This window comes from Actinoplanes sp. TFC3 (assembly GCF_001553785.1).
Classification (GTDB): Bacteria; Actinomycetota; Actinomycetes; order Mycobacteriales; family Micromonosporaceae; genus Actinoplanes.
In genome coordinates, this window is the sequence record NZ_LOJP01000002.1 from 541,274 (window position 1) to 564,538 (window position 23,265).

Genomic DNA, 23,265 nt, shown 5'->3' on the forward strand with positions numbered 1-23,265 from the left:
CTCCACCCCCGACCCCCACCCGCCCAGCGCCGGCTCCACGCCCTCTCCCGGTGCCGCCTTCATGCTCACACCCGGTGTCGCTCCGCCCTGAGGCCGCGCCGCTCCGCCCTGAGGCCGCGCCGCTCCGCCCTGAGGCCGCGCCGCTCCGCCCTGAGGCCGCGCCACATCACCCTGAGGCCGCGCCGCATCCAAGCCATCGCCCGACGTAGTGCCTTTCCCCCGCGCCATGCCCACTCCTAAAACGAATCCTCGTTCTTTATTGACCGCCCCAGCGTTCCGCACCCCTCCCCGGCTGTCAAGAACGAGCGTTCGTTTTAAACTGATCGCCATGCCGCGCGTCTCCGAAAGCCATCTCAACGCCCGCCGGGAGCAGATCCTCGCCGCGGCCCGCATCTGCTTCCTCCGCAACGGCCTGCACAGCACCTCGATGCAGGACCTCATCAAGGAGGCCGGGTTGTCCGTGGGCGCGGTCTACCGGTACTTCAAGTCCAAGGACGAGATCATCAACGCGATCTCCGAGACCGTGGCCGGCGGGCTGGTCATCCTGCTGCACGAAATCGCCGACGACGAGTCGCTGAGCCTGATGGACGCGCTCACCAAGGTCATCGAGCTCATCGACCGCCAAGTGGCACCGGACGGCGCCTTCCCGATGGCCATGCAGGTGTGGGCCGAGGCGTTGATCGACCCCAAGATCGGCGAGATCGTGCGCAACCGGTACGTGGAGATGCGCGTCCCGTTCCGCAAGCTGACCGAGCGCGCCCTGGCCCGCGGCGAACTCAAGCCCGGCGCCGACCCCGACGCGGTGTCCGCGACCCTGTTCGGGATCATCCCCGGCTACGCCCTGCAGCGGCAGCTTGTGGGCTTTCCCGACAAGGACGCCTACCTCGCCGGGCTCAGCGCCCTAATGACGCACTGAGGTCAGCTTCGCGGCGATGCGCACGAAGCCTTCGCGCACCTCGGCCTGGGTGGGCGGGCGGCCCGGGGTGGTGTGGCGTGGCTCGTCGTCGTCGAAGGTCTCGGCTTCCAGGTCGTCGGGGTCGCCGCCGGTCTTGGCCAGGTCGACCTCCGCGCGGATGGCGTCGGCGTCGGCGAGCGGGAGCAGCGGTTCGACCACCGCCATCAGGTCCTCGTCGGCGACGACGGCTTGGGCGAGGGCGAGCGCGTGCGGGCGCTCGTACGGGCCGCAGACCAGCGGCTCCCACTCCTCGTTGTCGTCCAGCGCCCCGATGGTGATGATCCATGGCAGGTTCGCCACCGGGGAGTCCGGCGGCAGGTGCAACGTCACGAGTGTGCCCACCCGCTCATCATTGCGGGCGGTCGTGCCGAATCCAGGTATTTTGTCCGACCGGTGCGGTTTTATCGTCGGCTGACAAGTCCACGACGCGCCCGTGCGGGCTGGTGGCGGCCCAAGCTGCCCCGAACAGCAGCAACTGGTTGAAGACGTAGAGGTAGAAGAGCACGCCGACGGCGCTGGCGACCAGGCCGTACGCGGGGTTGCGCTGGATCAGCCCGACGAAGCTCTTGCCCACGGTGTTGAGCAGGTAGATGCCGATCCCGACCTGCAGCACCGGGGGCACCATGCGCCGCACGGTCATCCGCAACCGGGGCACCGCGGCCAGCAGAGCCGCCGCCAGCAGCATGTCCAGCCCCAGCGTGAGGATCATGCTCACCGTGGTCAGCAGGAGGCTCGCCCGTCCGTCGGCGAGCCATTCGAGCAACGTTTCCAGGCCGTACACCGCGGCGACCGTGACGACGAGCAGCAGCAGGATGCCGACCAGCACCAGCAGGTCCACGGCCTGCCGGATGCCGATGTAGCCGGGCTGTTCGTTGAGCCGCCAGATCAGCCGCTGCGACGAGCGGATGGCCTCGATCCAGCCGATGCCGGTGAAGACGAGCCCGGCGATGCCCACCAACCCGACCGTCTTGCCGCTGTCGAGGATGGCCTGCACATCGAGGAAGGGCAGGTTCTCGCGCAGGAACTGTTGCACGACGTTGAAGAGCGCGGCGTTGGAGTTGAGCAGGAAACCGAAGACCGAGTAGCCGATCAGGATGAGCGCGAACACCGCAAAGAAGCCGTAGTAGGCGATCGCGGCGGCGAGCCGGCCCCCGAGCACCTCGTCGTAGCGCAGCACGGCACGGCAGAAGTGATCGAAGTAGCGGGAACGGTGCCGCAGCGCCAGAATCCGTGACTCGACCGCCGCGTACGCCCGGTCGATGGCGTTCACGCGCAGACCGTACCCAAGAAGGGGGACTTGTTACCGCAAGCTGCCCAGCGGATACTCCCGGCGCCGCCGCCATGGTCCCTCGCCGTCGCCGGCCAGATCATGGGAGAAGAGCGTGAATCCGGGTACGCCGAAGCGCGCGTCGAACTCGGCCAGGTCATCGAACGCCGCGTCCAGCGCCGCGCTCGGCACGTCCTGCGCGACGGTCACGTGCGGGTGATACGGGAACCGGGCGTCGCGCTGGATCTCCTCGCTGGCGGTGATGGCGGCGGCGAGCATCTCGCACTCGCTGATGCCCACCGCCAGCGTCACGAAGACCACCTCGGTGACCGGGCGGAACGTTCCCGTGCCGCGCAGGTGGATGGTGAACGGCTGCTGCCCCGTGGCCACCGCTTCCAGGTGCTTCTCGATCGCCGGCAGGGCCGCGCTGCGCACCTCGGTCGGGCCCAGCAGGGTGACGTGCGCGGGCGTGTAGGCGGCCTGCGGGTCACCGGACTCGGCCCGGCGCCGGGTGAGCTGGGCGCCCCACGGCTCCGGGATGTCGATGGCGACGCCGATGCGCGTCGTTGCCGTATCCGCGGATGTACTCGCCACCTCCGTCAGGCTCCGCGGGACGGGCTGAGGAAGCCGATGTGCTCGTAGGCCCGCGCCAGCGTCACCGATGACACCGCGCGGGCCTTGTCGGCACCGACCGCCAGAATCTTGTCGAGGTGCGCCGGGTCCTCCAGGTAGCCGCGGGTGCGCTCCTGGATCGGCTTGACGAACTCGACAACGATCTCGGCCAGGTCCTTCTTGAGATCGCCGTAGCCGCGCCCGTCGTACTGTTCGAGCAGTTCGTCTATGGTCCGCCCGGTGAGCGCGGCGTAGATGGTCAGCAGGTTGCTGATGCCGGGCTTGTTCTGCTCGTCGTAGAGGATCTCGCGGCCGGTGTCGGTGACCGCGGACTTGATCTTCTTAGCCGAGCGGGCCGGCTCCTCGAGCAGCTCGATGATGCCGTTGGGCGAGGATGCCGACTTGCTCATCTTCGCGACCGGATCCTGCAGGTCGGTGATCTTCGCGGTGTCCTTGACGATGTACGCCGAGGGCACGGTGAAGGTCTTGCCGAACCGCGAGTTGTAGCGCTGGGCCAGGTCGCGGGTGAGCTCGAGGTGCTGCCGCTGGTCCTCGCCCACCGGCACCGCGTCGGCCTGGTAGAGCAGGATGTCGGCGGCTTGCAGGATGGGGTAGGTGAACAGCCCGACGCTGGTGCTGTCCGACCCCTGCTTGGCCGACTTGTCCTTGAACTGCACCATGCGCCCGGCCTCGCCGAAGCCGGTGATGCAGCTCAGCACCCAGGCGAGCTGGGCGTGCTCGGGCACGTGGGACTGCACGAACAGCGTGCAGCGCTCCGGGTCGAGCCCGACGGCGAGCAGCTGGGCTACCGACAGCCGGGTGCGGTTGCGCAACGCCACCGGGTCGTGTCCGGCGGTGATGGCGTGCAGGTCCACGACGCAGTAGAAGGCGTCCGCGGTCTCCTGCATGGCGACCCAGTTGCGTACCGCGCCGAGGTAGTTGCCGAGGTGGAACGAGTCGGCGGTCGGCTGGATGCCGGAGAGCACCCGGGGGCGGCGGTCAGCGTCGGACATGAGCGCCATTCTGTCAGGAATACGGACCGGTGGGCCAAGCCGCCCCCGCCGGGTGTCACGGTACGGACGCCCGGCCGTACCGATGTTTAAGTCTGTTGACTTGTGATCGAATTTGGTGGAATCTAGAGAGCATAGGCTGGACTCTCCAGCGGACCGGAGGTCGTGAACGTGAAACTGCTCGTCACCGGGGGCGCCGGCTACATCGGCAGCGTCACCAGCAGGCTGTTGCTGGACGCCGGGCACGAGGTGGTGGTCCTGGACAGCCTGGTCAGCGGCTTCCGGGAAGCAGTCGCCCCCGAGGCCACGTTTGTACAGGCCGACATCAAGGATGCCGCCTCGGTGCTGACGCCGGATTCCGGGTTCGACGCGGTGCTGCACTTCGCCGGGCTGATCCAGGCCGGCGAGTCGATGCACAAGCCGGAGCTCTACTGGGACGCCAACATGGTGCGCTCCCTGGCCCTGCTCGAGGCCGTGCGCGCCGCCCGGGTGCCCCGGTTCGTGTTCTCCTCCACCGCCGCGGTCTACGGCAACCCCACCGAGCTGCCCATCAGCGAAGAAGCGACAAAGGCCCCGACCAACACGTACGGAGCCACGAAGCTCGCCTTCGACTACGCGCTGACCTCCGAGGCGTTCGCGCACGGGCTTGGCGCGGTTTCGCTGCGCTACTTCAACGTGGCCGGTGCGCTGATCCGCGACGACGGCACCGCTGTCGGCGAGCGGCACGACCCGGAAACGCACATCATCCCGATCACCCTGCAGGCCGCCGCGGGCAAGCGCGAGAAGCTGCAGTTGTTCGGCGACGACTACCCCACCACCGACGGCACCTGCGTGCGCGACTACATCCACGTGGTCGACCTGGCCCGCGCCCACCTGCTGGCCCTGGACGCCGCGACCAGCGGCGAGCACAAGATCTACAACTTGGGCAACGGCAACGGCTTCTCCAACCGCCAGGTCGTCGAGGCCGCCCGCGAGGTCACCGGCGCGGAGCTGCCCATCGAGATCGCCCCGCGCCGCGAGGGCGACCCGGCCACCCTGGTCGCCTCGTCGCAGCGCGCCCGCGACGAACTGGGCTGGGTCCCGGAAAAGAACACCCTGGCCGACATGATCGGGGACGCCTGGGCGTTCTACCGGTCGCACGTGGCGTGATCTGATCATCGTCATGAGTGTCGCGTCCTCGGCCGAAGCAGCCTTCCAAGAAAAGTACGGTTCCGAGCCTGCCGGTCTGTGGGCGGCGCCCGGGCGGGTCAACCTGATCGGTGAGCACACCGACTACAACGACGGCTACGTGCTGCCCTTCGCCCTGCCCCAGCACACGGTGGCGGCAGTGGCCCCGGCCGGCCAGCCGGGCTGGACGGTCTGCTCCGACCTCGCCGAGGAGCCGGTGTCGTTCGGCACCACGTCCCCCGGCGATGTCGAGGGCTGGGCGGCGTACGTGGCCGGGGTGGTGTGGGCGCTGCAGGAGGCGGGCTTCGACGTGCCGCCCGCGCACATCGCGCTGAGCTCCGACGTGCCGCTGGGATCCGGGCTGTCGTCCTCGGCGGCACTGGAGTCCTCGGTGCTGACCGCGCTGGTCGACCTGGGCGGCTTCGACCTGCCGGTGGACCAGCGCCCCGGGCTGGCCCAGCGCGCCGAGAACGTCTATGTGGGCGCGCCCACCGGCATCCTCGACCAGTCGGCGTCCATCCGCTGCCAGCAGGGCAAGGCGCTGTTCCTGGACTGCCGGTCGCTGGAGGTCGAGCAGATCCCGTTCGACCTGGCCGCCGAGGGGCTGGCCATCCTGATCATCAACAGCAACGCCCCGCACCAGCACGTCGACGGCGAGTACGGCGCCCGCCGCAAGTCCTGCGAGGAGGCAGCCCGCATCCTGGGTGTGCCGGCCCTGCGCGACATCACCGTCAACGGCCTCGAGGCGGCGCTGGCGAAACTGGACGACGACGTGATCCGCCGCCGGGCCCGGCACATCATCACCGAGAACCAGCGGGTCCTCGACACAGTGGAGTTGCTGCGCTCGGGGCGCACCCGCGAGATCGGTCCGCTGCTGACCGCCTCGCACACCTCGATGCGCGACGACTTCGAGATCACTGTGGACCAGGTCGACGTGGCGGTCGAGACAGCCCTGGCGGCCGGGGCGTACGGGGCCTGGATGACCGGGGGCGGCTTCGGCGGCTGCGTGCTGGCGCTGATCGACGCGGATCAGGCGGAGGAGACGACGGCGGCCGTGCTGCGGGCGTACCAGGAAAAGAACTACACCGCGCCCACCATCTGGACCGCTACTGCCGCAGCGGGCGCGCGCAAGCTGTAACGAGCGCTTCCCTGGCGCCGCTCGCGCGGCGCCAGGGAAACCGCCTCACGAAGCTTCGATGATCATGCCGGCGCCGACCGTGCGGTTGGTCGACTCGTCGATCAGGATGAAGCCGCCGGTGGTGCGGTTGCGGCGGTATTCGTCGGCCAGCAGCGGGACCGTGGTGCGCAGCTTGACCCGGCCGATCTCGTTGAGGCCCAGCTCCGGCGCGTTCTCGTCGCGGTGCAGCGTGTTCACGTCGAGCTTGTACTGCAAGCCGCGCACGACCGTGCGGGCCGTCCGGGTGGTGTGCTTGATCGTGTACTTGGCTCCCACCCGCAGCGGCGCGGTCTCGTCCATCCAGCAGATCATCGCCTCGATGTCCTGCGCGACGGCCGGCGCGTTGTGCGGGCGGCAGAGCATGTCGCCGCGCGAGATGTCGATCTCGTCGGCCAGCCGCACCGTCACCGACATCGGCGGGAACGCCTCGTCGACCGGGCCGTCGGCGGTGTCGATGGCAGCGATCTTGCTGGTCATGCCCGAGGGCAGCACCAGCACGTCGTCGCCCGGCTTGAGCACACCCGAGGCGACCTGACCGGCGTACCCGCGGTAGTCGGTGACCGTTGTCGACTGCGGGCGGATCACATACTGCACCGGGAAGCGCACGTCGACCAGGTTGCGGTCCGAGGCGATGTGCACGTGCTCGAGGTGGTGCAGCAGCGAGGGGCCTTCGTACCAGGGTGAATTCTCCGAGCGCGAGGCGATGTTGTCGCCGTTGAGCGCGGAGATCGGGATGACCGTCAGGTCGGGGGCGTCCAGCTTCGCGGCGAACGAGGTGAACTCGTCGGCGATCTTGTCGTAGACGTCCTTGTCCCAGCCGACCAGGTCCATCTTGTTCACGCAGAGCACCAGGTGCGGCACCCGCAGGAGGCTGGTCAGGAACGCGTGCCGGCGCGACTGCTCGACCAGGCCCTTGCGCGCGTCCACCAGGATCAGCGCGAGGTCGGCCGTGGAGGCGCCGGTGACCATGTTGCGGGTGTACTGGATGTGCCCGGGGGTGTCGGCGATGATGAACTTGCGCCGCGGCGTGGCGAAGTAGCGGTAGGCCACGTCGATGGTGATGCCCTGCTCGCGCTCGGCGCGCAGGCCGTCGGTGAGCAGCGCCAGGTTCGTGTACTCGTCACCGCGTGCGGCGCTGACCGCCTCGACCGCCTCGAGCTGATCGGCGAAGATCGTCTTGGTGTCGTACAGCAGCCGTCCGATCAGTGTGGATTTGCCGTCGTCGACGCTGCCGGCGGTGGCGAACCGCAGCAGATCCATGTTGCGAGCCGCCGGGGACTCGGGCTCCAGAACTGCCTGGCTCATCAGAAGTAACCTTCCCGCTTGCGGTCTTCCATCGCCGCCTCGCTGACCTTGTCATCGCCCCGGGTGGCGCCACGCTCGGTGATCCGGGTCGCCGCCACCTCGTCGATGACCTTCTCGACGGTGTCCGCCTCGGAGAGCACCGCGGCGGTCTGCGACGCGTCACCCACCGTGCGGTAACGCACCCGTCGGGTCTCCACCGTCTCGCCGTCGCGCGGCACGATGAACTCGTTCACCGCGTAGAACATCCCGGCGCGCTCAACGACCTCGCGGTCGTGGGCGTAGTAGATGCTCGGCAGCGGGATCTGCTCCTTGGCGATGTAGTGCCACACGTCCAGCTCGGTCCAGTTGGACAGCGGGAACACGCGGATCGACTCGCCCGGGTGGTGCTTGCCGTTGTACAGCGCCCACAGCTCGGGACGCTGGTTCTTGGGATCCCACTGGCCGAACTCGTCGCGGAAGCTGAACATCCGCTCCTTGGCCCGGGCCTTCTCCTCGTCGCGGCGGGCACCGCCGAACAGCGCGTCGAAGCGGTACTTCTCGACCGCGGCCAGCAGCACCGGCGTCTGGATGCGGTTGCGGGTGCCGTCGGGCAGCTCGCGCACCAGGCCGGAGTCGATGGCCTCCTGCACGCTGGCGATCACCAGGTTGAGCCCGAGCTCGGCCACCCGGTGGTCGCGGTAGTCGAGGACCTCGGGGAAGTTGTGACCGGTGTCGACGTGCATGACCGGGAACGGGATGCGCGCGGGCGCAAACGCCTTCTCGGCCAGGCGCAGCATCACGATCGAGTCCTTGCCGCCGGAGAACAGCAGCACGGGGCGTTCGAACTCGGCCATGACCTCGCGCATGACGAAGATGCTCTCGGCTTCGAGGGCATCGAGATGCGAGACCCGGTAGGGCTTCGTCTGGCTCATGGAATCCCAGACCTTTCGGTATCGGGCGGTGCAGGGGGTCAGGTTAGGGGGAGGTGACGCTGCAACGCTGCAAGCAACCGAGGGGCGAGATCCTTGCGGCAGACCACCAGGTCGGGCAACTTGGGATCCGCCTGGTTGTATTTCAATACGGTTCCATCGATACGGGAAGCGTGCAGCCCTGTGGCCAGCGCCACAGCCACGGGCGCCGCGCTATCCCATTCGTATTGCCCACCGGCGTGGATGTAGGCGTCGGCCTCACCACTGATCACGGCGGCGATCTTCACTCCGGCCGAACCCATCGGCACGAGTTCCGCCCCGATGTCCTCGGCCAGCGCCGTCACGAACGCCGGCGGCCGGGTGCGGCTCGCGGCGATCCGGATGGGCCCGCCGGTGGCGGCGGCCAATGGCAGCGGCGGGTATGCGGGCACGTGGTCGGTGCCCAGCGTGCGGTGCTGCGCGGGCATCGCGACGGCGCCGGCGGACAGGCAGCTCGGGCTGGAACAGTCACCGGTCCAGAGCGCCACGTGCACGGCCCAGTCGTTGCGGCCCTCCTCGGAGAACTCGCGGGTGCCGTCCAGAGGGTCCACGATCCAGACCCGGCTGGCGTCCAGGCGATCCGGGCGTACGGTGCCCTCCTCGCCTTCCTGCCAGGCGATCCGGGACTGGTCGTCCTCCTCCGAGAGCACCGCGTCGGCGGGGCGCCAGCGGGCCAGCTCGGTGCGCAGCAGCTCGTGCGCGGCCCGGTCACCGGCGTCCTTGAGCGCCTTGCCGTCGGCGTAACCGACGTCCTCGCGGACCTGGAGCAGCACCTGACCGGCCCGATCGGCGAGCCAGCGGGCAAACGCGGAGTCGTTCACCGGCGGGGTGCCACCGGCCTCCGGCTCACGCTGGGCCGCTATCCGCGCCGACGTCTCAGTCTGCTCGCTCATCGCCTCGCCTCTCACTTCTCAGTACGCCCCGGAGCTCCGGACCACCGCGGTCATGGTGCGCAGAAGGATCACCAAGTCCAAACTCAGCGACCAGTTCTCCACATAGCGAAGGTCCAGGCGGACCGCTTCCTCCCACGGCAGGTCGGAACGCCCGGAAACCTGCCACAGGCCGGTCATGCCCGGTTTGACCGCCAGCCGGCGCCGCACATCGTCGGCGTAGGCGGCGACCTCGGCGGGCAGTGGAGGCCGGGGGCCAACCAGCGACATCTGGCCCAGCAGCACGTTCAGCAGCTGCGGCAACTCGTCCAGCGAGAGCCTGCGCAGCCACCGTCCGACCGGGGTGACACGCGGGTCGTCGCGGATTTTGAAGAGCACACCATCGTGCTCGTTGAGGTGCCGGAGCTCGGCGAGCCTTGCCTCGGCGTCGACATACATGCTGCGGAACTTGAAGATGCGAAACAGCGAACCATCCCGCCCGACTCGTACCTGCCGAAAGAGTACCGGCCCGCGAGAGGTCACCCGGACCGAGAGTGCGACGCCTAACAGCACCGGGCCGAACAGGAGGAGCAGCAGCAGCGCCCCGAGCCGATCAACCAGGTCCTTGACGAAGCGCGCGCCGCCGTGCAGGCGAGGGTGCTCGACGTGCAGCATGGGCAGCCCGTCGAACGGCCGGATGGTGGTGCGCGCCCCGGCGACGTCGATCAACGCACTCGCCACGATCAGGTCGACCTCGTCGCGTTCCAGCCGCCAGGCCAGCCGCCGCAGCGCCACGCCGTCCAGTTCCGGGCAGCTCAGCACCACCACGGTGTCGGCGTCGGCCGCGTCCACCGCGTTCGCCACGTCGTCGAAGGTGCCATACACCGGCAGGTCGACCACGCCGTCGTGCTCGGCGGGCAGGCAGGCACCGACGACCTCCAAGCCGTGGTACCGCTCGCGGCGCAGCTGCCGGGTGATGCCGATAACCGACAGTTCATGGCCGACAACGAGAACACGGCGCAGGCTCTCCCCGCGCGCCCGCTCAAGGTGCAGGCGCTTGCGCATGGCGAACCGCAGCACCACCACCGAGCCGAAAGCCGTTGGCAAGGCGGCAAGAACATAGGACCGGGCAAGATCGAGATCGAGCGCGTACGAGACCACTGCGGCGAACGCGATCAGCCCCACGCCACCGCGCATCACCCGCTGATACTCATCGGTTCCGACGAACAGGAACCGGCGCTCGTACGCCCGGCTCACCACCAGCACGGCGAGCAGCAGCACCGGCAGCAAGGCGGAGAGCAGCAGATACCACTGGTTGTACGCGGTCACCTCGTCGCCGAAGCGCAGTGCGAAGGTCACCGCGCCCGCTACCACCCCGGCGGTCAGGTCGCTGAGCAGCAGGGAGCGCACGTAGCGACGTTCCCAGCGCTGGCGACGGGACATCGCGGCGTGCTTACCTCGTACCCGGATGAAGGGTCGTGTCGCCGGACGGGCCGCAACCGAACGATTGGGCCGGGCCGGCCACTGCCGCTCGTCGGTCCGATTCTTGTTCTTGGCCCGGACGTCGGTGACCGTGCCGGCCAGCGGCGCCGCGTTGTCATCCCCAGGCGTCTGCGCCGGAATCTTGCTGTTGCGGCTCCGGTCACGATGCGGAGCGGGCCGCGTGGGGCGAGGACCATAATTGGCCGGCGGATGATTGGCCCGGCCATAGTTCTCGGGGTGCCGGATCTCCGTTGGAAGGACCAGCGTGTCTTCTTCCAGCGTCACGTCGTGACCCCTGGACAGGTCCTGTGTCACCCGGCCCTCCCCCGCGCCGCCGATGGACACGCGCTGTTCCGGCGCGCTATGTGACCAACGCGCTAAGGGGGGAAGGCGACACGGGACCGATAGATGGACAAAACGGTCCAAACGATCTATCTATTCCGACTACGCAAGATCAGCTTCCGTGGTATTTGTTCTGCGCCCACTCGACGCCCTCACCGATCACGGCCTCCACCACATCGCCCGCGCGGTCCACGAGAAACTCCAGCTCCTTGCGCTCAACGCCGGAGAAATCGGAGAGTACGAAATCAGCGGGATCCTGACGCCCCGGAGGCCGGCCGATCCCGAAGCGCACCCGGGCATACTCCTTGCTGCCCAGCGACTTGGTCATCGAGCGCAGCCCATTATGACCACCTTCACCGCCCCCGCGCTTCACCCGGACCTGGCCGTACGGCACATCCAGCTCATCGTGCACGGCGATCACATTGTCCACCGGCACCTTGAAAAACTGCGAAAGAGCGGCGACCGGCGCGCCCGACAGGTTCATGAACGTCAACGGCTTGACCAGAATCAGCTTCGGCCCACCGAACCCAAGCCGCCCCTCCGCCACCTCGGCAACGCCGCGCTTGTGCCGGCCGAACTTGCCCCCCACCCGCGAGGCCAGCAGCTCAGCCACCATGAAGCCGACATTGTGCCGGTTGGCGGCGTACTCCCGGCCGGGGTTGCCCAGGCCGACCACCAGCCAGGGTGCGTCGTCCGCCATCGCCCTCGTCCCCTCTGTTTTCCGGGGCTCGCTGCCTTTGCCCGGTCCTGCTGCACTTCCTTGGGCCTGCCGAATTCCGGGCCTGCCGAATTCCGGGCCTGCCGACTTTCCGGGCCTGCCGACTTTCCGGGCCTGCCGACTTTCCGGGCCTGCCGACTTTCCGGGCCTGCCGACTTTCCGGGCTTGCCGCCGACAAAAACAGGGAAAGCGCCGGGGCCGGCACTTTCCCTGTCGTGGCTTTCTACCAGGTCAGCTGGCGGCTTCCTCGGTGGCAGCTTCGTCCTCGGCGGACTCGTCACCCTCGGCGTCGCCACCCTCCATCTGCTCGGCGGTCTGCGCCTGCGAGATGATGGCGATCACGAAGTCGGGCTCGACGGCCAGTTCGGTGCCCTCCGGCAGCGTCACGTCGGCCGCGGTGACCTGCGCACCCGCCTCGAGGCCCTCGATGGACACCTCGAAACCGGTCGGCAGGTGCATGGCCTCGGCGGTGACGGCCAGCGTGGTGCTCTCGTTGACGACCAGCGTGTTGCGGTCGGCCTCGCCGGTCAGCGTCACCGGGACGTCGACCTGGACCTTCTCGCCGCGCTTCACGATGATCAGGTCGACGTGCTCGTAGGTGTCCTTGATCGGGTCACGCTGGATGGCCTTGGGCAGGGCCAGCGTGGCACCGGCCGCACCGGCCACGTCGATGGTGAAAACCTGGTTGAGCCCGCCGTGCCGGATCGCGGCGGCGAACTCACGCGCGGGCAGCGCGATGTGGACGGGGGCTTCGCCGTGACCGTAAAGCACGGCGGGCACCAAGCCGGCCCGGCGCGTGCGGCGGGCACCACCCTTGCCGAACTCGGTACGGGGCTCGGCGCTGATCTTTACCTCGGACACGGGGAAACTCCTGAAACTTTGATCGGGCTGCGTCTAAGTCGGCGGGCTGCGGGCTGAGCATTCGGCGGGGGCCGAGCGGTACAACATCTGCTCGGCTAGGGGCGCACGGGACACAGGCCCGGAGCACCGCGTCGATCACGGTGCCTCAAGCGAACTCCGCAAACCTGCAGCAGACCGCGTGGCACCCTCGCCGTGGCAACCGCACAAGCTTACCTGCTTAGCGCACGCGCCGACCGGCGGGTCCCGCCAGCGCCCATCCGCTGCGAATAATTCACCCACCCGATGCAAATTGCACGGTACCTGGAGCAGCCCCCGGCAACAGCCAGTAACACCCGGCGCGTCGCGGGTGGGCAGGGTGGAGGCCTAGGTGGGATGCGGTGAGTCCGGGCGCCCCTGCCTTGACCTGGCGGGCATTGAGCAAGGCATCGGGAGCGCAGCATCCCGACCGCCGGCATCACGGCACGTGCGTCAGAACGCCACCGTCAGCGCACGAACACGAAGAACGCCACCGGCGAAGCACGGACGAAGGACGCCAGCAGGAAGCGCTGGCCGCCGAAACAGGAACCCCCGGATGAGCGAGCGCCACCTCCCCAGGTGGCGCTCGCATCAAGGTACCGGGCCGGGAACCGCTAGCTCAAACCGCCGAACAGCGTGGTCACGGAGCCGTCGTCGAAGACCTCACGGATGGCGCGGGCCAGCAGCGGGGCGATCGACAGCACCGTGATCTTGTCGAGCTGCTTCTCCGGCGGGAGCGGGAGGGTGTTGGTCACCACAAGCTCGGAGATGCGGCTGTTCTTGAGCCGCTCGGTGGCCGGGTCGGAGAGCAAGGCGTGCGTGGAGGCCACGATCACGTCGGCGGCGCCGGCTTCGAAGAGGATGTCGGCGGCCTTCGTGATGGTGCCGCCGGTGTCGATCATGTCGTCGACGATCAGGCAGACGCGGCCTTCGACCTCGCCGACCACGCGGTTGGCGACGACCTGGTTGGGCTTGAGGGGGTCGCGGGTCTTGTGGATGAAGGCCAGCGGACAGCCACCCAGGCGGTCGGTCCAGCGCTCGGCCACGCGTACCCGGCCGGAGTCGGGGGCTACGACAGTCAGCGGGCGGCCTTCGAACTTGCGCTCGACATGCGCGGCCAGGATGTCCATGGCGAACAGGTGGTCGACCGGACCGTCGAAAAAGCCCTGGATCTGGGCGGTGTGCAGGTCCACCGTCAGGATGCGGTTCGCACCCGCCGTCTTGAGCAGGTCGGCGACCAGACGGGCGGAGATCGGCTCGCGGCCGCGGTGCTTCTTGTCCTGGCGGGAGTACGGGTAGAAGGGCAGCACGACCGTGATGCGCTTCGCCGAGCCACGCTTCAGGGCGTCGACCATGATCAGGGTTTCCATGATCCAGCGGTTGACGCCCTCGGTCACGGACTGCACCACGAACGCGTCCGAACCGCGCACCGAGTCCTTGAACCGGACGAAGATCTCACCGTTGGCGAACTCATAGGAATCGGCGGGCGTCGGGGCAACGCCGAGCACCTGGCCGATCTCCTCGGCCAGCTCCGGGAAACCTCGCCCGGAGAAAAGCATCAAACTCTTACGGTTCTCCGCGACGATGCTGCCCATGGGCTCGTCCGCTCCCGTGCAATCGAGGGGGTGTGTCACCTGAAGTATGGCGCGCATCCGGCTGTTGGCCACGTGCCGGATCCCTGTCGTGGCATGCCTCACCCCAGCTTGCGTCCTTGCCGGCGGGGTGACTACGGAACCGGCCGACCCCCTGGGCGACCGGATCCCCATCCATGACTGTAGCTAACCGGCGGACTCGGCGCCTTCGGACTGCGCCTTCTCGGCCGCCTCGGCGGACACCGTGCCGGACCGCTTGCGAGCGGTCCAGCCCTCGACGTTGCGCTGCTGCGCCCGTACGACACCCAGGTTGCCCGGCGGCACATTCTTGCTGATCGCGCTGCCCGCAGCGACGTACGCCCCGGGTCCGATCTCCACCGGAGCGATCAGCACGGTGTCGCTGCCGACGAACGCCGCCTCACCGACAGTGGTGTGGCTCTTGTTGACGCCGTCGTAGTTGGCGAAGATCGTGCCCGCGCCGATGTTCGACTTCGGGCCGATCGTGGCGTCGCCGACGTATGACAGGTGCGGCACCTTGGCACCCGCGCCCAGCTCGGCGTTCTTGGTCTCGACGAAGCCGCCGACCTTGGCCTTGCGGCCCAGCCGGGTGCCCGGCCGCAGGTACGAGTACGGCCCCACGGTGGCTTCCGGGCCGACCTGTGCCCCGATCGAGTGCGCCCGCAGCACCGTGGCACCTTCGGCAACCACCGTGTCGACCAGCGTGGTGTCCGGGCCGATGACGGCGCCGGCGGCAACTGTGGTCGTACCCCGGAGCTGTGAATTTTGGTCAATGATGCTGTCCGGCTCGAGCGTCACGGTGACGTCGATCCAGGTCGTGGCCGGGTCCATGATCGAGACGCCGGATCGCATCCAGGCGGTGTTCACGCGGTCGCGCAGCAGCGCCCGCAGCCGCGCCAGCTCGGCTCGATCGTTGCACCCGAGGGTCTCCTGCGCATCGGCCGCCACAAAGACGCCGACCGGGTGACCACCGCCGGCCAGCAGCCCGAACACGTCGGTGAGGTACTCCTCGCCCTGATCATTGTCGGTCGTCAGCTTGCCCAGCGCCTCGCGCAGCAGCGCCGCATCGAACACGTAGATGCCTGCGTTGATCTCGCGGATCGCCCGCACCTGCGGCAAGGCGTCGCGCTCCTCGACGATGCGCTCCAGGTTGCCGTCCGCGTCGCGCACGATGCGCCCGAGCCCGGTCGGGTCCGGCACCTCGGCGGCCAGCACCGTGGCCCCCCGCCCCCCCAACTCGTGCGCGGCCACCAGCGCCTCAACCGTCTCCGGCCGCAGCAGCGGCACATCGGCGTTGAGCACCACCACGGTGCCAGTCGCCTCGGGGATCGCGTCCAGGGCGATCCGGACGGCGTGGCCGGTGCCGTTCTGCTCGGCCTGCAGTACTGGCGTCGCACCGGGCGAGATCTCGGCGAGGTGCGCGCGTACCTGGTCGGCCTTGTGCCCGACGACCACGACGGTCCGGGTGGCACTGACGGCGCCGGCCGCGTGCAGCACATGCCCGAGCAGCGTCCGGCCAAGCAGCGGGTGCAGCATCTTGGGGGTGGCGGACCTCATCCGCTTGCCCTCCCCGGCGGCGAGAACGACGACGGTACGACTCGGGGCCTGGCTCACGCGGGACTCCATTGTTCGCAGTGGTGCGGTGGCGGAAAGCGGCGCCAGTCAGCCGCGGGCACAGAGCTCCCTGGAGAGGATTCGAACCCCTATAAACGGCACCAAAAGCCGTGGTCCTGCCATTAGACGACCAGGGACTGCAATGAGGGCGTATCACCCTCAGCGCTGCTTGCGCGCTACATACTAGCGTCTCCGTCGACATCAGGCGCATACGCGATCCCCAGCCGCAGGCCCCAATCCTTGCGGAGCATCCCCGAAGGCGAATCTGCGGGACGGTTGGATTCCGGTCCTGCTGGCAGGATGTCCGGGTGAGCGACCAGACCAACCCGAAGCGACCGGCCACCGCGACCGCGCGGATCCGGATGCCCGCCGCCGAGCGCCGCGAGCAGCTCATCTCCATCGGCCGGCAGTTGTTCGCCGAGCGGGGCTTCGACGCCACCTCCGTGGAGGAAGTCGCCACCCGGGCCAAGGTTTCCAAGCCCGTCGTCTACGAACACTTCGGCGGCAAGGAGGGCCTTTATGCCGTGGTCGTTGATCGAGAGGTACGAGCACTGCTCGACCGGATCGCCGCTGCGCTGACCGCCGGGGATCCGCGGGAGTTGCTGGAGCAGGCCGCGCTGGCGTTGCTCGACTACATCGAGGAGGAGCCGCACGGGTTCCGGGTGCTGGTGCGCGAATCGCCGGTGCTGCAGTCGGCTGGCAACTTCTCCAGCGTCATGAACGACGTGGCGCACCAGGTTGAGCACATCCTGGGCGGGGAGTTGAAGTCGCGGGGGCTGGACCCGAAGTTCGCCGAGCTCTATTCGCAGGCGCTGGTCGGCATGGTGGCGCTGTCCGGGCAGTGGTGGCGGGAGGCGCGCAAACCGAAGAAGGAGATGGTTGCCGCCCACCTGGTGAACTTGGCCTGGAACGGACTGTCGAACCTGGAGGCCAAGCCCACCTTGATCACCCGCAAGGTCCGCTAGGGCCTAGCGGACGCTGGCTGCCTCGGCTCGCTGGGCTTTCTCCGAGCCGACCTTGCCGTACAGGCCCGCGGTGAGCACGGCCAGGCCGAGCACGGTCAGCACGATGACGTTGACCATCGAGAAGTTGAGGATGTTGGCGTCGGTCTGGATGAACGCCAGCAGCACCATGGACACGCCCAGAAGCACCCAGCCGAGGACCACGTTGAGCTGGTGGTGGGTGTTGCCGCCACGGGTCGCGGCGGCCAGCACGGCAAGGCCGAGCAGGGTGGTCAGCCAGGCGCCGGCCGGGTTGAAGCGCAAGCCGAGGGCCCAGTCACCGGCGGTGTGGCCGAAGAAGTCGTCACCTGCGGAGACGACGATGCCGAGGATGCCGGCCAGCGCGAGGTAGAGGCCGGCGGCCGCGGCGAGGATGCGGTAGGGGGTGCGCAGGTGATGGTTGAGGGGGTAGTGCGCCATTCGAGTCAGGCCTGGGCCTGTCGCTGGCGGGCCTGGCGGGTGGCCCCGGCCTGGGATTCCGGGGCGACCTTGCTGTAGAGCCCGGAGGTGATCAGGATCAGGCCGATGACGTACGTGACGATCACCGTGACGATGCTGAAGTCGAGGAAGTTGGCGTCGGTGCGGCTGACCGCGAGTTCGTAGCTGCCGACCCCGAGCAGGCCCCAGCCGAAGTACTTGTAGACCTCGACGTCGGAGTTGCGCCCGACGACCGCGGCGATCACCACGATGGCGCCGATCAGCAGCGAGATGATCGACCAGAACAAATTGGCCTGCTGGCCGAGCACCTTGTCGCCGGCGCTGCCGAACAGCCCGTCACCACCGGTGACGATGATGCCCACCACGCCGAAGACGATCAGGTACAGCCCCGACAGCGCGCCGAGGGCGCGGTAGATCGGCCGCAGCGGGTGATTGACCGGGGTGTGCGCCATGGTGTCCGTCTCCAAAGTCAGTGCGTGTCCGTCTCCGATTCTCGCGCATCGCGGGAACGGGCGCAGGAGCACCCCCGGATCAGGACTCCGGAACCTGTTCGGCCAACTCGAGCCAGGCCTGCTCGACCTGGGTCCGCTCGGCTTGGGTGGCCTTGAGCTGGGCGTCGAGTTCGACGATCTTGTCGTAGTCGGCGCCATGCTCGGCCAGGCTCTCATTGATCTTGACGATCTTGTCCTCCAGCTTGCTGAGCTGGCGTTCCAGGCGCGTCAGATCCTTCTTGGCCGCGCGCACCTCGGCCGCTGACATGGTGTTGCGCGGCTTTTCACTTTCCGCCGGAGCGAAAACCGAGCCGGCGGCGGGAGAAGCGACACGCGACAGGTATTCGTCGATGCCGCCGGGCAGGTGCACCAGCCGGCCGTCGCCGAACATGCCGTACGCCGTGTCGGTCACGCGTTCAACCAGGTAGCGGTCGTGGCTGGCGACCACCATGGTGCCCGGCCAGGAGTCCAGCAGGTCCTCCAGCGAGGCCAGCGTGTCGGTGTCCAGGTCGTTTGTCGGCTCGTCGAGCAGCAGCACGTTGGGCTCGGTGGCCAGCAGGCGCAGCAGTTGCAGACGCCGGCGCTCCCCACCGGACAGGTCGCTGACCGGTGTCCAGATGCGCTTGTCGGTGAAGCCGAACACCTCGGCCAACTGCCCCGCGGACAGCTCGCGGTCACCGAGCTTGACCCGCTTGGCGACCTCCTCGACCGCTTCGAGCAGGCGCAGGTGCCCGGGCAGCTCCTTGAGCTCCTGCGACAGGAACGCCGGGCGCACGGTCGAGCCGGTGACCAAGCGGCCGCCGTCGGGCTTGGTGATGCCGGCGAGCAGGCGCAGCAGCGTGGTCTTGCCCGCGCCGTTGGCCCCCAGGATCGCCAGCCGGTCGCCCGGTCCGACCTGCCAGGTGAGGTCGTTGAGGATCGGCTTGGTGCCGGCGCGCAGGGTGACGTCCTCAAGGTCGTACACCTGCTTGCCGAGCCGGGTGGTGGCCAGCCGCTGCAGGCTGACCGTGTCACGCACCGGCGGCACGTCGGCGATCAGGGCGTTCGCGGCGTCGATGCGGAACTGCGGCTTCGAGGTGCGGGCCGGCGGACCCCGCCGCAGCCAGGCGATCTCCTTGCGCAGCAGGTTCTGCCGGCGGGCTTCGATGGAGGCGGCGACGCGCTGACGTTCGGCCCGGGCGAGGGTCCAGGCCGCATAGCCGCCCTCGTACATGTGCACCTGCTCGTCCACGACTTCCCATGTCGCGGTGCACACGGCGTCGAGGAACCAGCGGTCGTGGGTGACCACCACCAGCGCCCCGCGCCGGCCCAGCAGATAACGGGCCAGCCAGTCGACGCCGGCAACGTCCAAGTGGTTGGTGGGCTCGTCGAGGATCAGCAGGTCGGAGGTGCGCACCAGCAACGCGGCCAGGGCGACCCGGCGGCGCTCACCACCGGACATCGGCCCGACCGGCGTTTCCAGGCCCAGATAACCCATGCCCAGACCATCAAGAATTTCCCGTACGCCCGCATCGCCGGCCCATTCGTGCTCGGCGCCCATGCCCTCGGCCAGCCAGGCGGTGCCCAGCACGACATCGCGCACGGTCGCCTCACCGGCGAGCAGCAGGTTTTGCGGGAGGGCGGCAACGCGTACGTCCCGGCGGTGCGTCACCCGGCCGGAATCCGGCTCCTCGACCTTGGCGAGCATCCGCAGCAGGGTGGACTTGCCGGCGCCGTTGAGACCGACGATCCCCACGCGGGCATCGTCGTCGAGCCCCAGCGAGACGTCGGTGAGCAGCTGACCGGCGGCGCCGTAACCCTTGTTGACCCGGTCCAGATTGACGATATTGGCCACGATGCGTTCCAGAGTAGCCGGGCCGCTTTCGCTCAGACGGCGCGGGCTCCGGGCATCGGGCCCCGCGCAGGCACGGCGGCCCGGCACACCCCGGTGGTCTCCAGCTCGGCGGCCAGCTTCTCGGCGTGCGCCGCGTCGTTGGCCAGGAACACGCAGGTCGGCCCGGAACCGGAAACGATCCCGGCCACCGCCCCGGCGTCGTACCCGGCCTTGAGCACCTCGGCCAGGGCGGGCCGCAACGACAACGCCGCCGGTTGCAGGTCGTTGGCCAGGGCGGCACCGAGCACCGCGGGCTTGCGCTGGCGCAGCGCGGTCATCAGCTCGCCGGGGCTTTCCAGCGGCTCCGGCGCCCACGAGCTGTCCCGCAGCCGGTCGAGCTCGCGGTAGACCTCCGGCGTCGACAATCCCCCGTCGGCAACCGCGACGACCCAGTGCCAGGTGGTCGGGCGGGCCAGAATGGGGCTGACCGCCTCGCCGTGCCCGGTGCCCAGCGCGGTGCCGCCATGCAGCAGGAAAGGCACATCGGAGCCCAGCTCGGCACCGATCTCGGCCAGCTCCTCCTTGGTGTAACCGGTCCCCCACAGCAGGTCGCAGGCGAGCAGCGCGGCGGCAGCATCCGCACTGCCCCCGGCCAGTCCTCCGGCCAGCGGGATCGACTTGCGGAGATGCAGCCGCGCGTACGCCGGGACACGCGCCCGCTGCGCCAGTGCCCGAGCCGCCCGGATGATCAGGTTGCTCTCGTCCAGCGCCAGCTCGCCGGTGCCCTCCCCCTCCATGGTCAGGGTCAGCGTGTCCCCGGCCCGGGCGGTCAGCTCATCGAACAGGCTGATCGCGTGGTAGACGGTGTTGAGCTCATGAAACCCGTCCTCCCGCAGCGGCCCGACCCCCAGATGCAGGTTGATCTTCGCGGGCACCCGGACGCGCACGGGTCCGGAATACCGGCGGGGCTTGTCGTCGTCGGGCCCCCACGCCTCCGTCACGGGATGAGGTCCCGGGCCGGGAGCTGCACCGCGGAGAGCTGACAAACGGGGTTGGGCACCCCGCGCGCAGGGGCCATCGGCTCCGCCGTCATGGGGACACCTCCTCGTGCTGCCTTACGGACGCCGCTGAGCTTACCGCCGCCCCTCAGCACCGTTGCCGCAGCCCAATCAGGGGGTGATGGCCCGGAGCGGCAGCTTGGTCTCAGACGGCGCGGTCAGCACCAGCTCGGCATCCGAATCCTCGGCAAGCTGCCGTCATGGGTTCGCCTTCTCGTGCCGGGTGCCGGACGCGCTGAGCTTGCCGTTGGCTGCGCTGACCGACGCGGCCGTTGCGATGGCGGCGAACTGCTCCACGGTCAGAGACTCGCCGCGGGCCTGGGGGCTGATTCCCGCCCCTACCAGCACCTTCTCCGCCGCGTCGGCGCCGCCCGCCCAGCCCGCCAGCGCCGCCCGCAGGGTTTTGCGCCGCTGGGCGAACGCCGCGTCCACCACGGCGAACACCGCGGTGCGGGGCACGTCGGCCACTGGGGCGGGGCGGCAGGTGAAGGCGACCAGCCCGGAGTCGACGTTGGGGACGGGCCAGAACACTGCGGGGGGTACGCGCCCAGCGGCCCTGGCCTCGGAGTACCAGGCGAGTTTGACCGACGGCACCCCGTACACCTTTGATCCGGGGCCCGCGACCAAACGGTCCGCCACCTCCTTCTGCACCATGACCAGGCCGCCGCGCAGGGTGGGCAGCACGCTCAGCAGGTGCAGTACGACCGGCACAGCCACGTTGTACGGCAGGTTCGCCACCAGCATGGTCGGGGCCGGGTCGAAGAGGCCGGCCTGCACCTTCAGCGCGTCCGCCGGGTGGACCGTCAGCTTTGCCCCGTCCGCGCGCCCGGCCACCGTGGCGGGCAGGGCAGCAGCCAGGGCCGGGTCGATTTCCACCGCGTGCACGTGGGCGGCCGCGCCGAGCAGAGCCAGGGTCAGCGAGCCCAGGCCGGGGCCCACCTCCAGCACCACGTCGTCGGGAGTCAGGTTGGCGGCGGCCACGATGCGGCGCACGGTGTTGGGGTCATGCACGAAGTTCTGGCCGAGTTTCTTCGTCGGGGCGACCCCGAGGCGCCCGGCAAGGTCCCGGATCTCCGCCGGGCCGAGAAGTGCGTCAGCCATGACAGCACAGCCTACGGGGCGCGCCGATCGGCTCCCGCAGGCGTGACGTGTGAGCGCGGGGCAGCGGCGATGGACGCGACGGAGTACAACGAAGCCATGGTCGAGCTGTTGGAGCTGCGGGGCGTGGTGGAGGCGGCCCCGGATGAGGTCGCCGCCGTGTTGCTCGACGCGCGGCCCGGTGGGCGTTCGCCGCTGGCCGCCACCGGTTCGGCGCGCCCTGGGCAGGGTGACGAGTTCACCGTGACCAAGGACGGCAGTGTGCTGACGGTGACCGTGGACCGGGCCGGCCGGTCGCTCACCCAGCAGGGCGAGTGGTGGTACTGCGCGGTCACCAGCGTGGCGGCCGACGAGCGCGGGTCGCTGGTGGTGCACCGCATCTTCAATGTCGCGCAGGGCAACCGCTGGGCTATCCGCTTCGTTTCCCGGGGGCCGTTGAACGCTGCGCCGACCACGTTCGCCAGGCTGCTCGGCGGCCTGGGCGAGGAGCTGGACTGTGCGGCGTACCCGTTGAACTAGCTCCAGGGGCCGAAGATGCGCTCGCCGTTGCTGGAGATCGCCGCGCACAGGGTGTCGAGGTCCTGCCCGGTGGTTTCGGCAAGGGCGCGCAGGGTGACGGGGATCAGATACGAGGCGTTGGGGCGTCCCCGGTACGGCACCGGGGTCAGATACGGCGCGTCGGTCTCGACCAGCATCTGCGACGGCGGGGTCAGCGCGGCCGCTTCGCGCAGGTGGGCGGCGTTGCGGAAGGTCATCGTGCCGGCGAAGCTGAGCAAGTAGTCGCGGCGTACGCACTCGGCCGCGAACTCCGCGTCACCGGAGAAGCAGTGCAGCACCACCACGTCCGGGGCACCTTCCTCGTCGAGGATGCGCAACACGTCCTGGTGGGCGTCGCGGTCGTGGATGATCAGCGGTTTGCCGTACCGCTTGGCGATCGCGATGTGCGCCCGGAAGCTCTTTTGTTGCGCGGCGAGCCCGTCTGTGGCCGTACGGAAGGTGTCCAAGCCTGTTTCACCCAGTCCCCGCACGCGCGGCAGGGCGGCAAGCGCCTCGATCTCGCGCAGGGCTTCATCCAGGTCGTCGAGCCGGGGCGCCTCATTGGGATGCAGCGCGACGGCGGCGAGCACGGCAGGGTGCCGGGCGGCGAGGCCGGCCCCCCACCGCGAAGATGGTACGTCCACGCCCACCTGTACCAGACGGTCCACACCGGACTTGGCCGCAGCGGCGATGAGCGCTTCGACCGGGTCGGCGCCCGCGGTGATCGCCCCGGCCTCATGCACGGTGATGTCGAGGTGCGTGTGGCTGTCGAACACCGGTACGGCCAGGGGCTCCGGTGGCGGAGGGAACTCGCCACGCCGACGTGCCTCGGACTGTTCTTGTCTACTCATCAGGACAAGCATCACATACCCAGATCC

23 protein-coding genes and 1 tRNA gene are annotated in these 23,265 nt (G+C 69.1%); 5 read left to right on the top strand and 19 right to left on the bottom strand.

Annotated elements, in window-relative coordinates:
• The first annotated feature begins 328 nt into the window (after nt 1-328).
• On the top strand, nt 329-916 hold the full coding sequence (locus tag TFC3_RS29545; RefSeq protein WP_067508619.1) for a TetR/AcrR family transcriptional regulator: 588 nt from the start codon (nt 329-331) through the stop codon (nt 914-916).
• On the opposite strand, the gene TFC3_RS29550 is transcribed toward TFC3_RS29545, so the two are convergent.
• The 4 genes from TFC3_RS29550 to trpS are packed head-to-tail and all read right to left on the bottom strand — an operon-like array spanning nt 902 to nt 3,847.
• Nucleotides 902-1,297, bottom strand: coding sequence for a hypothetical protein (locus TFC3_RS29550; RefSeq protein WP_067508621.1), 396 nt, complete (start codon nt 1,295-1,297; stop codon nt 902-904). The genes TFC3_RS29545 and TFC3_RS29550 overlap by 15 nt on opposite strands.
• A 7-nt stretch (nt 1,298-1,304) precedes the next feature.
• Nucleotides 1,305-2,225: a YihY/virulence factor BrkB family protein gene (locus tag TFC3_RS29555; RefSeq protein WP_067508623.1), complete on the bottom strand. Its 921-nt coding sequence runs from the start codon at nt 2,223-2,225 to the stop codon at nt 1,305-1,307.
• Between the two features lie 30 nt (nt 2,226-2,255).
• Nucleotides 2,256-2,825, bottom strand: a complete 570-nt coding sequence (locus TFC3_RS29560) for a 2'-5' RNA ligase family protein (protein ID WP_067508625.1) — start codon at nt 2,823-2,825, stop codon at nt 2,256-2,258.
• The gene (trpS, locus tag TFC3_RS29565) at nt 2,822-3,847 is read right to left on the bottom strand and encodes a tryptophan--tRNA ligase (protein ID WP_067509828.1); all 1,026 of its coding nucleotides are present in this window, start codon (nt 3,845-3,847) and stop codon (nt 2,822-2,824) included. Before trpS ends, TFC3_RS29560 begins: the two co-directional genes overlap by 4 nt.
• 168 nt (nt 3,848-4,015) lie before the next feature.
• Here trpS and galE point away from each other — a divergent pair, with 168 nt between their 5' ends.
• Entirely contained in the window at nt 4,016-4,993 is a 978-nt protein-coding gene (gene galE, locus TFC3_RS29570; RefSeq protein ID WP_067509830.1) for a UDP-glucose 4-epimerase GalE, read from the top strand.
• 13 nt (nt 4,994-5,006) lie between these two features.
• Entirely contained in the window at nt 5,007-6,149 is a 1,143-nt protein-coding gene (gene galK / locus TFC3_RS29575) for a galactokinase (RefSeq protein WP_067508627.1), read from the top strand.
• A 45-nt stretch (nt 6,150-6,194) separates the two neighbouring features.
• Here galK and TFC3_RS29580 read toward each other — a convergent pair whose 3' ends face one another.
• The 9 genes from TFC3_RS29580 to TFC3_RS29620 form a co-directional block, all read right to left on the bottom strand.
• The gene (locus TFC3_RS29580) at nt 6,195-7,493 is read right to left on the bottom strand and encodes a sulfate adenylyltransferase subunit 1 (protein ID WP_067508629.1); all 1,299 of its coding nucleotides are present in this window, start codon (nt 7,491-7,493) and stop codon (nt 6,195-6,197) included.
• The gene (gene cysD / locus TFC3_RS29585) at nt 7,493-8,404 is read right to left on the bottom strand and encodes a sulfate adenylyltransferase subunit CysD (RefSeq protein ID WP_067508631.1); all 912 of its coding nucleotides are present in this window, start codon (nt 8,402-8,404) and stop codon (nt 7,493-7,495) included. The genes TFC3_RS29580 and cysD overlap by 1 nt, the downstream gene beginning before the upstream one ends.
• Before the next feature lie 38 nt (nt 8,405-8,442).
• On the bottom strand, nt 8,443-9,333 hold the full coding sequence (locus tag TFC3_RS29590; protein WP_067508633.1) for a 3'(2'),5'-bisphosphate nucleotidase CysQ: 891 nt from the start codon (nt 9,331-9,333) through the stop codon (nt 8,443-8,445).
• 18 nt (nt 9,334-9,351) lie between these two features.
• A complete protein-coding gene (locus TFC3_RS29595; RefSeq protein WP_236718602.1) occupies nt 9,352-10,752 on the bottom strand; it encodes a sugar transferase in 1,401 nt (466 codons plus the stop codon).
• 493 nt (nt 10,753-11,245) lie between these two features.
• Nucleotides 11,246-11,833 carry an aminoacyl-tRNA hydrolase gene (pth, locus tag TFC3_RS29600; RefSeq protein WP_067508635.1) on the bottom strand — a complete coding sequence of 196 codons (588 nt, stop codon included), beginning with the start codon at nt 11,831-11,833 and terminating at the stop codon, nt 11,246-11,248.
• A gap of 249 nt (nt 11,834-12,082) precedes the next feature.
• Nucleotides 12,083-12,712 carry a 50S ribosomal protein L25/general stress protein Ctc gene (locus TFC3_RS29605; protein WP_067508637.1) on the bottom strand — a complete coding sequence of 210 codons (630 nt, stop codon included), beginning with the start codon at nt 12,710-12,712 and terminating at the stop codon, nt 12,083-12,085.
• Nucleotides 12,713-13,341: 629 nt separating this feature from the next.
• Nucleotides 13,342-14,322, bottom strand: coding sequence for a ribose-phosphate diphosphokinase (locus TFC3_RS29610; RefSeq protein WP_067508639.1), 981 nt, complete (start codon nt 14,320-14,322; stop codon nt 13,342-13,344).
• A 183-nt stretch (nt 14,323-14,505) separates the two neighbouring features.
• Complete coding sequence (glmU, locus tag TFC3_RS29615; RefSeq protein ID WP_067508641.1) at nt 14,506-15,951, bottom strand: bifunctional UDP-N-acetylglucosamine diphosphorylase/glucosamine-1-phosphate N-acetyltransferase GlmU; 1,446 nt, start codon at nt 15,949-15,951, stop codon at nt 14,506-14,508.
• 66 nt (nt 15,952-16,017) lie between these two features.
• A tRNA-Gln gene (locus TFC3_RS29620) sits at nt 16,018-16,088 on the bottom strand.
• A gap of 225 nt (nt 16,089-16,313) precedes the next feature.
• Here TFC3_RS29620 and TFC3_RS29625 point away from each other — a divergent pair.
• Nucleotides 16,314-16,916, top strand: coding sequence for a TetR/AcrR family transcriptional regulator (locus TFC3_RS29625; RefSeq protein ID WP_236718603.1), 603 nt, complete (start codon nt 16,314-16,316; stop codon nt 16,914-16,916).
• Between the two features lie 3 nt (nt 16,917-16,919).
• Here TFC3_RS29625 and TFC3_RS29630 read toward each other — a convergent pair whose 3' ends face one another.
• The 5 genes from TFC3_RS29630 to rsmA form a co-directional block, all read right to left on the bottom strand.
• On the bottom strand, nt 16,920-17,372 hold the full coding sequence (locus TFC3_RS29630; protein WP_067508645.1) for a DUF4383 domain-containing protein: 453 nt from the start codon (nt 17,370-17,372) through the stop codon (nt 16,920-16,922).
• Nucleotides 17,373-17,377: 5 nt separating this feature from the next.
• Nucleotides 17,378-17,857 (bottom strand): DUF4383 domain-containing protein, encoded by a 480-nt coding sequence (locus TFC3_RS29635; protein WP_236718514.1) that lies wholly within the window; start codon nt 17,855-17,857, stop codon nt 17,378-17,380.
• 64 nt (nt 17,858-17,921) lie between these two features.
• Complete coding sequence (locus TFC3_RS29640; protein ID WP_067509834.1) at nt 17,922-19,715, bottom strand: ABC-F family ATP-binding cassette domain-containing protein; 1,794 nt, start codon at nt 19,713-19,715, stop codon at nt 17,922-17,924.
• 32 nt (nt 19,716-19,747) lie between these two features.
• Nucleotides 19,748-20,695, bottom strand: coding sequence for a 4-(cytidine 5'-diphospho)-2-C-methyl-D-erythritol kinase (locus tag TFC3_RS29645; protein ID WP_067508647.1), 948 nt, complete (start codon nt 20,693-20,695; stop codon nt 19,748-19,750).
• 255 nt (nt 20,696-20,950) lie between these two features.
• Complete coding sequence (rsmA, locus tag TFC3_RS29650; RefSeq protein WP_067508648.1) at nt 20,951-21,853, bottom strand: 16S rRNA (adenine(1518)-N(6)/adenine(1519)-N(6))-dimethyltransferase RsmA; 903 nt, start codon at nt 21,851-21,853, stop codon at nt 20,951-20,953.
• A 69-nt stretch (nt 21,854-21,922) separates the two neighbouring features.
• Here rsmA and TFC3_RS29655 point away from each other — a divergent pair, with 69 nt between their 5' ends.
• Nucleotides 21,923-22,369: a hypothetical protein gene (locus TFC3_RS29655; protein WP_236718515.1), complete on the top strand. Its 447-nt coding sequence runs from the start codon at nt 21,923-21,925 to the stop codon at nt 22,367-22,369.
• Here the strand turns inward: TFC3_RS29655 and TFC3_RS29660 are convergent.
• Nucleotides 22,366-23,250 carry a TatD family hydrolase gene (locus TFC3_RS29660; RefSeq protein WP_067508649.1) on the bottom strand — a complete coding sequence of 295 codons (885 nt, stop codon included), beginning with the start codon at nt 23,248-23,250 and terminating at the stop codon, nt 22,366-22,368. The two genes, TFC3_RS29655 and TFC3_RS29660, sit on opposite strands and share 4 nt — an antisense overlap.
• Nucleotides 23,251-23,265: the final 15 nt, after the last annotated feature.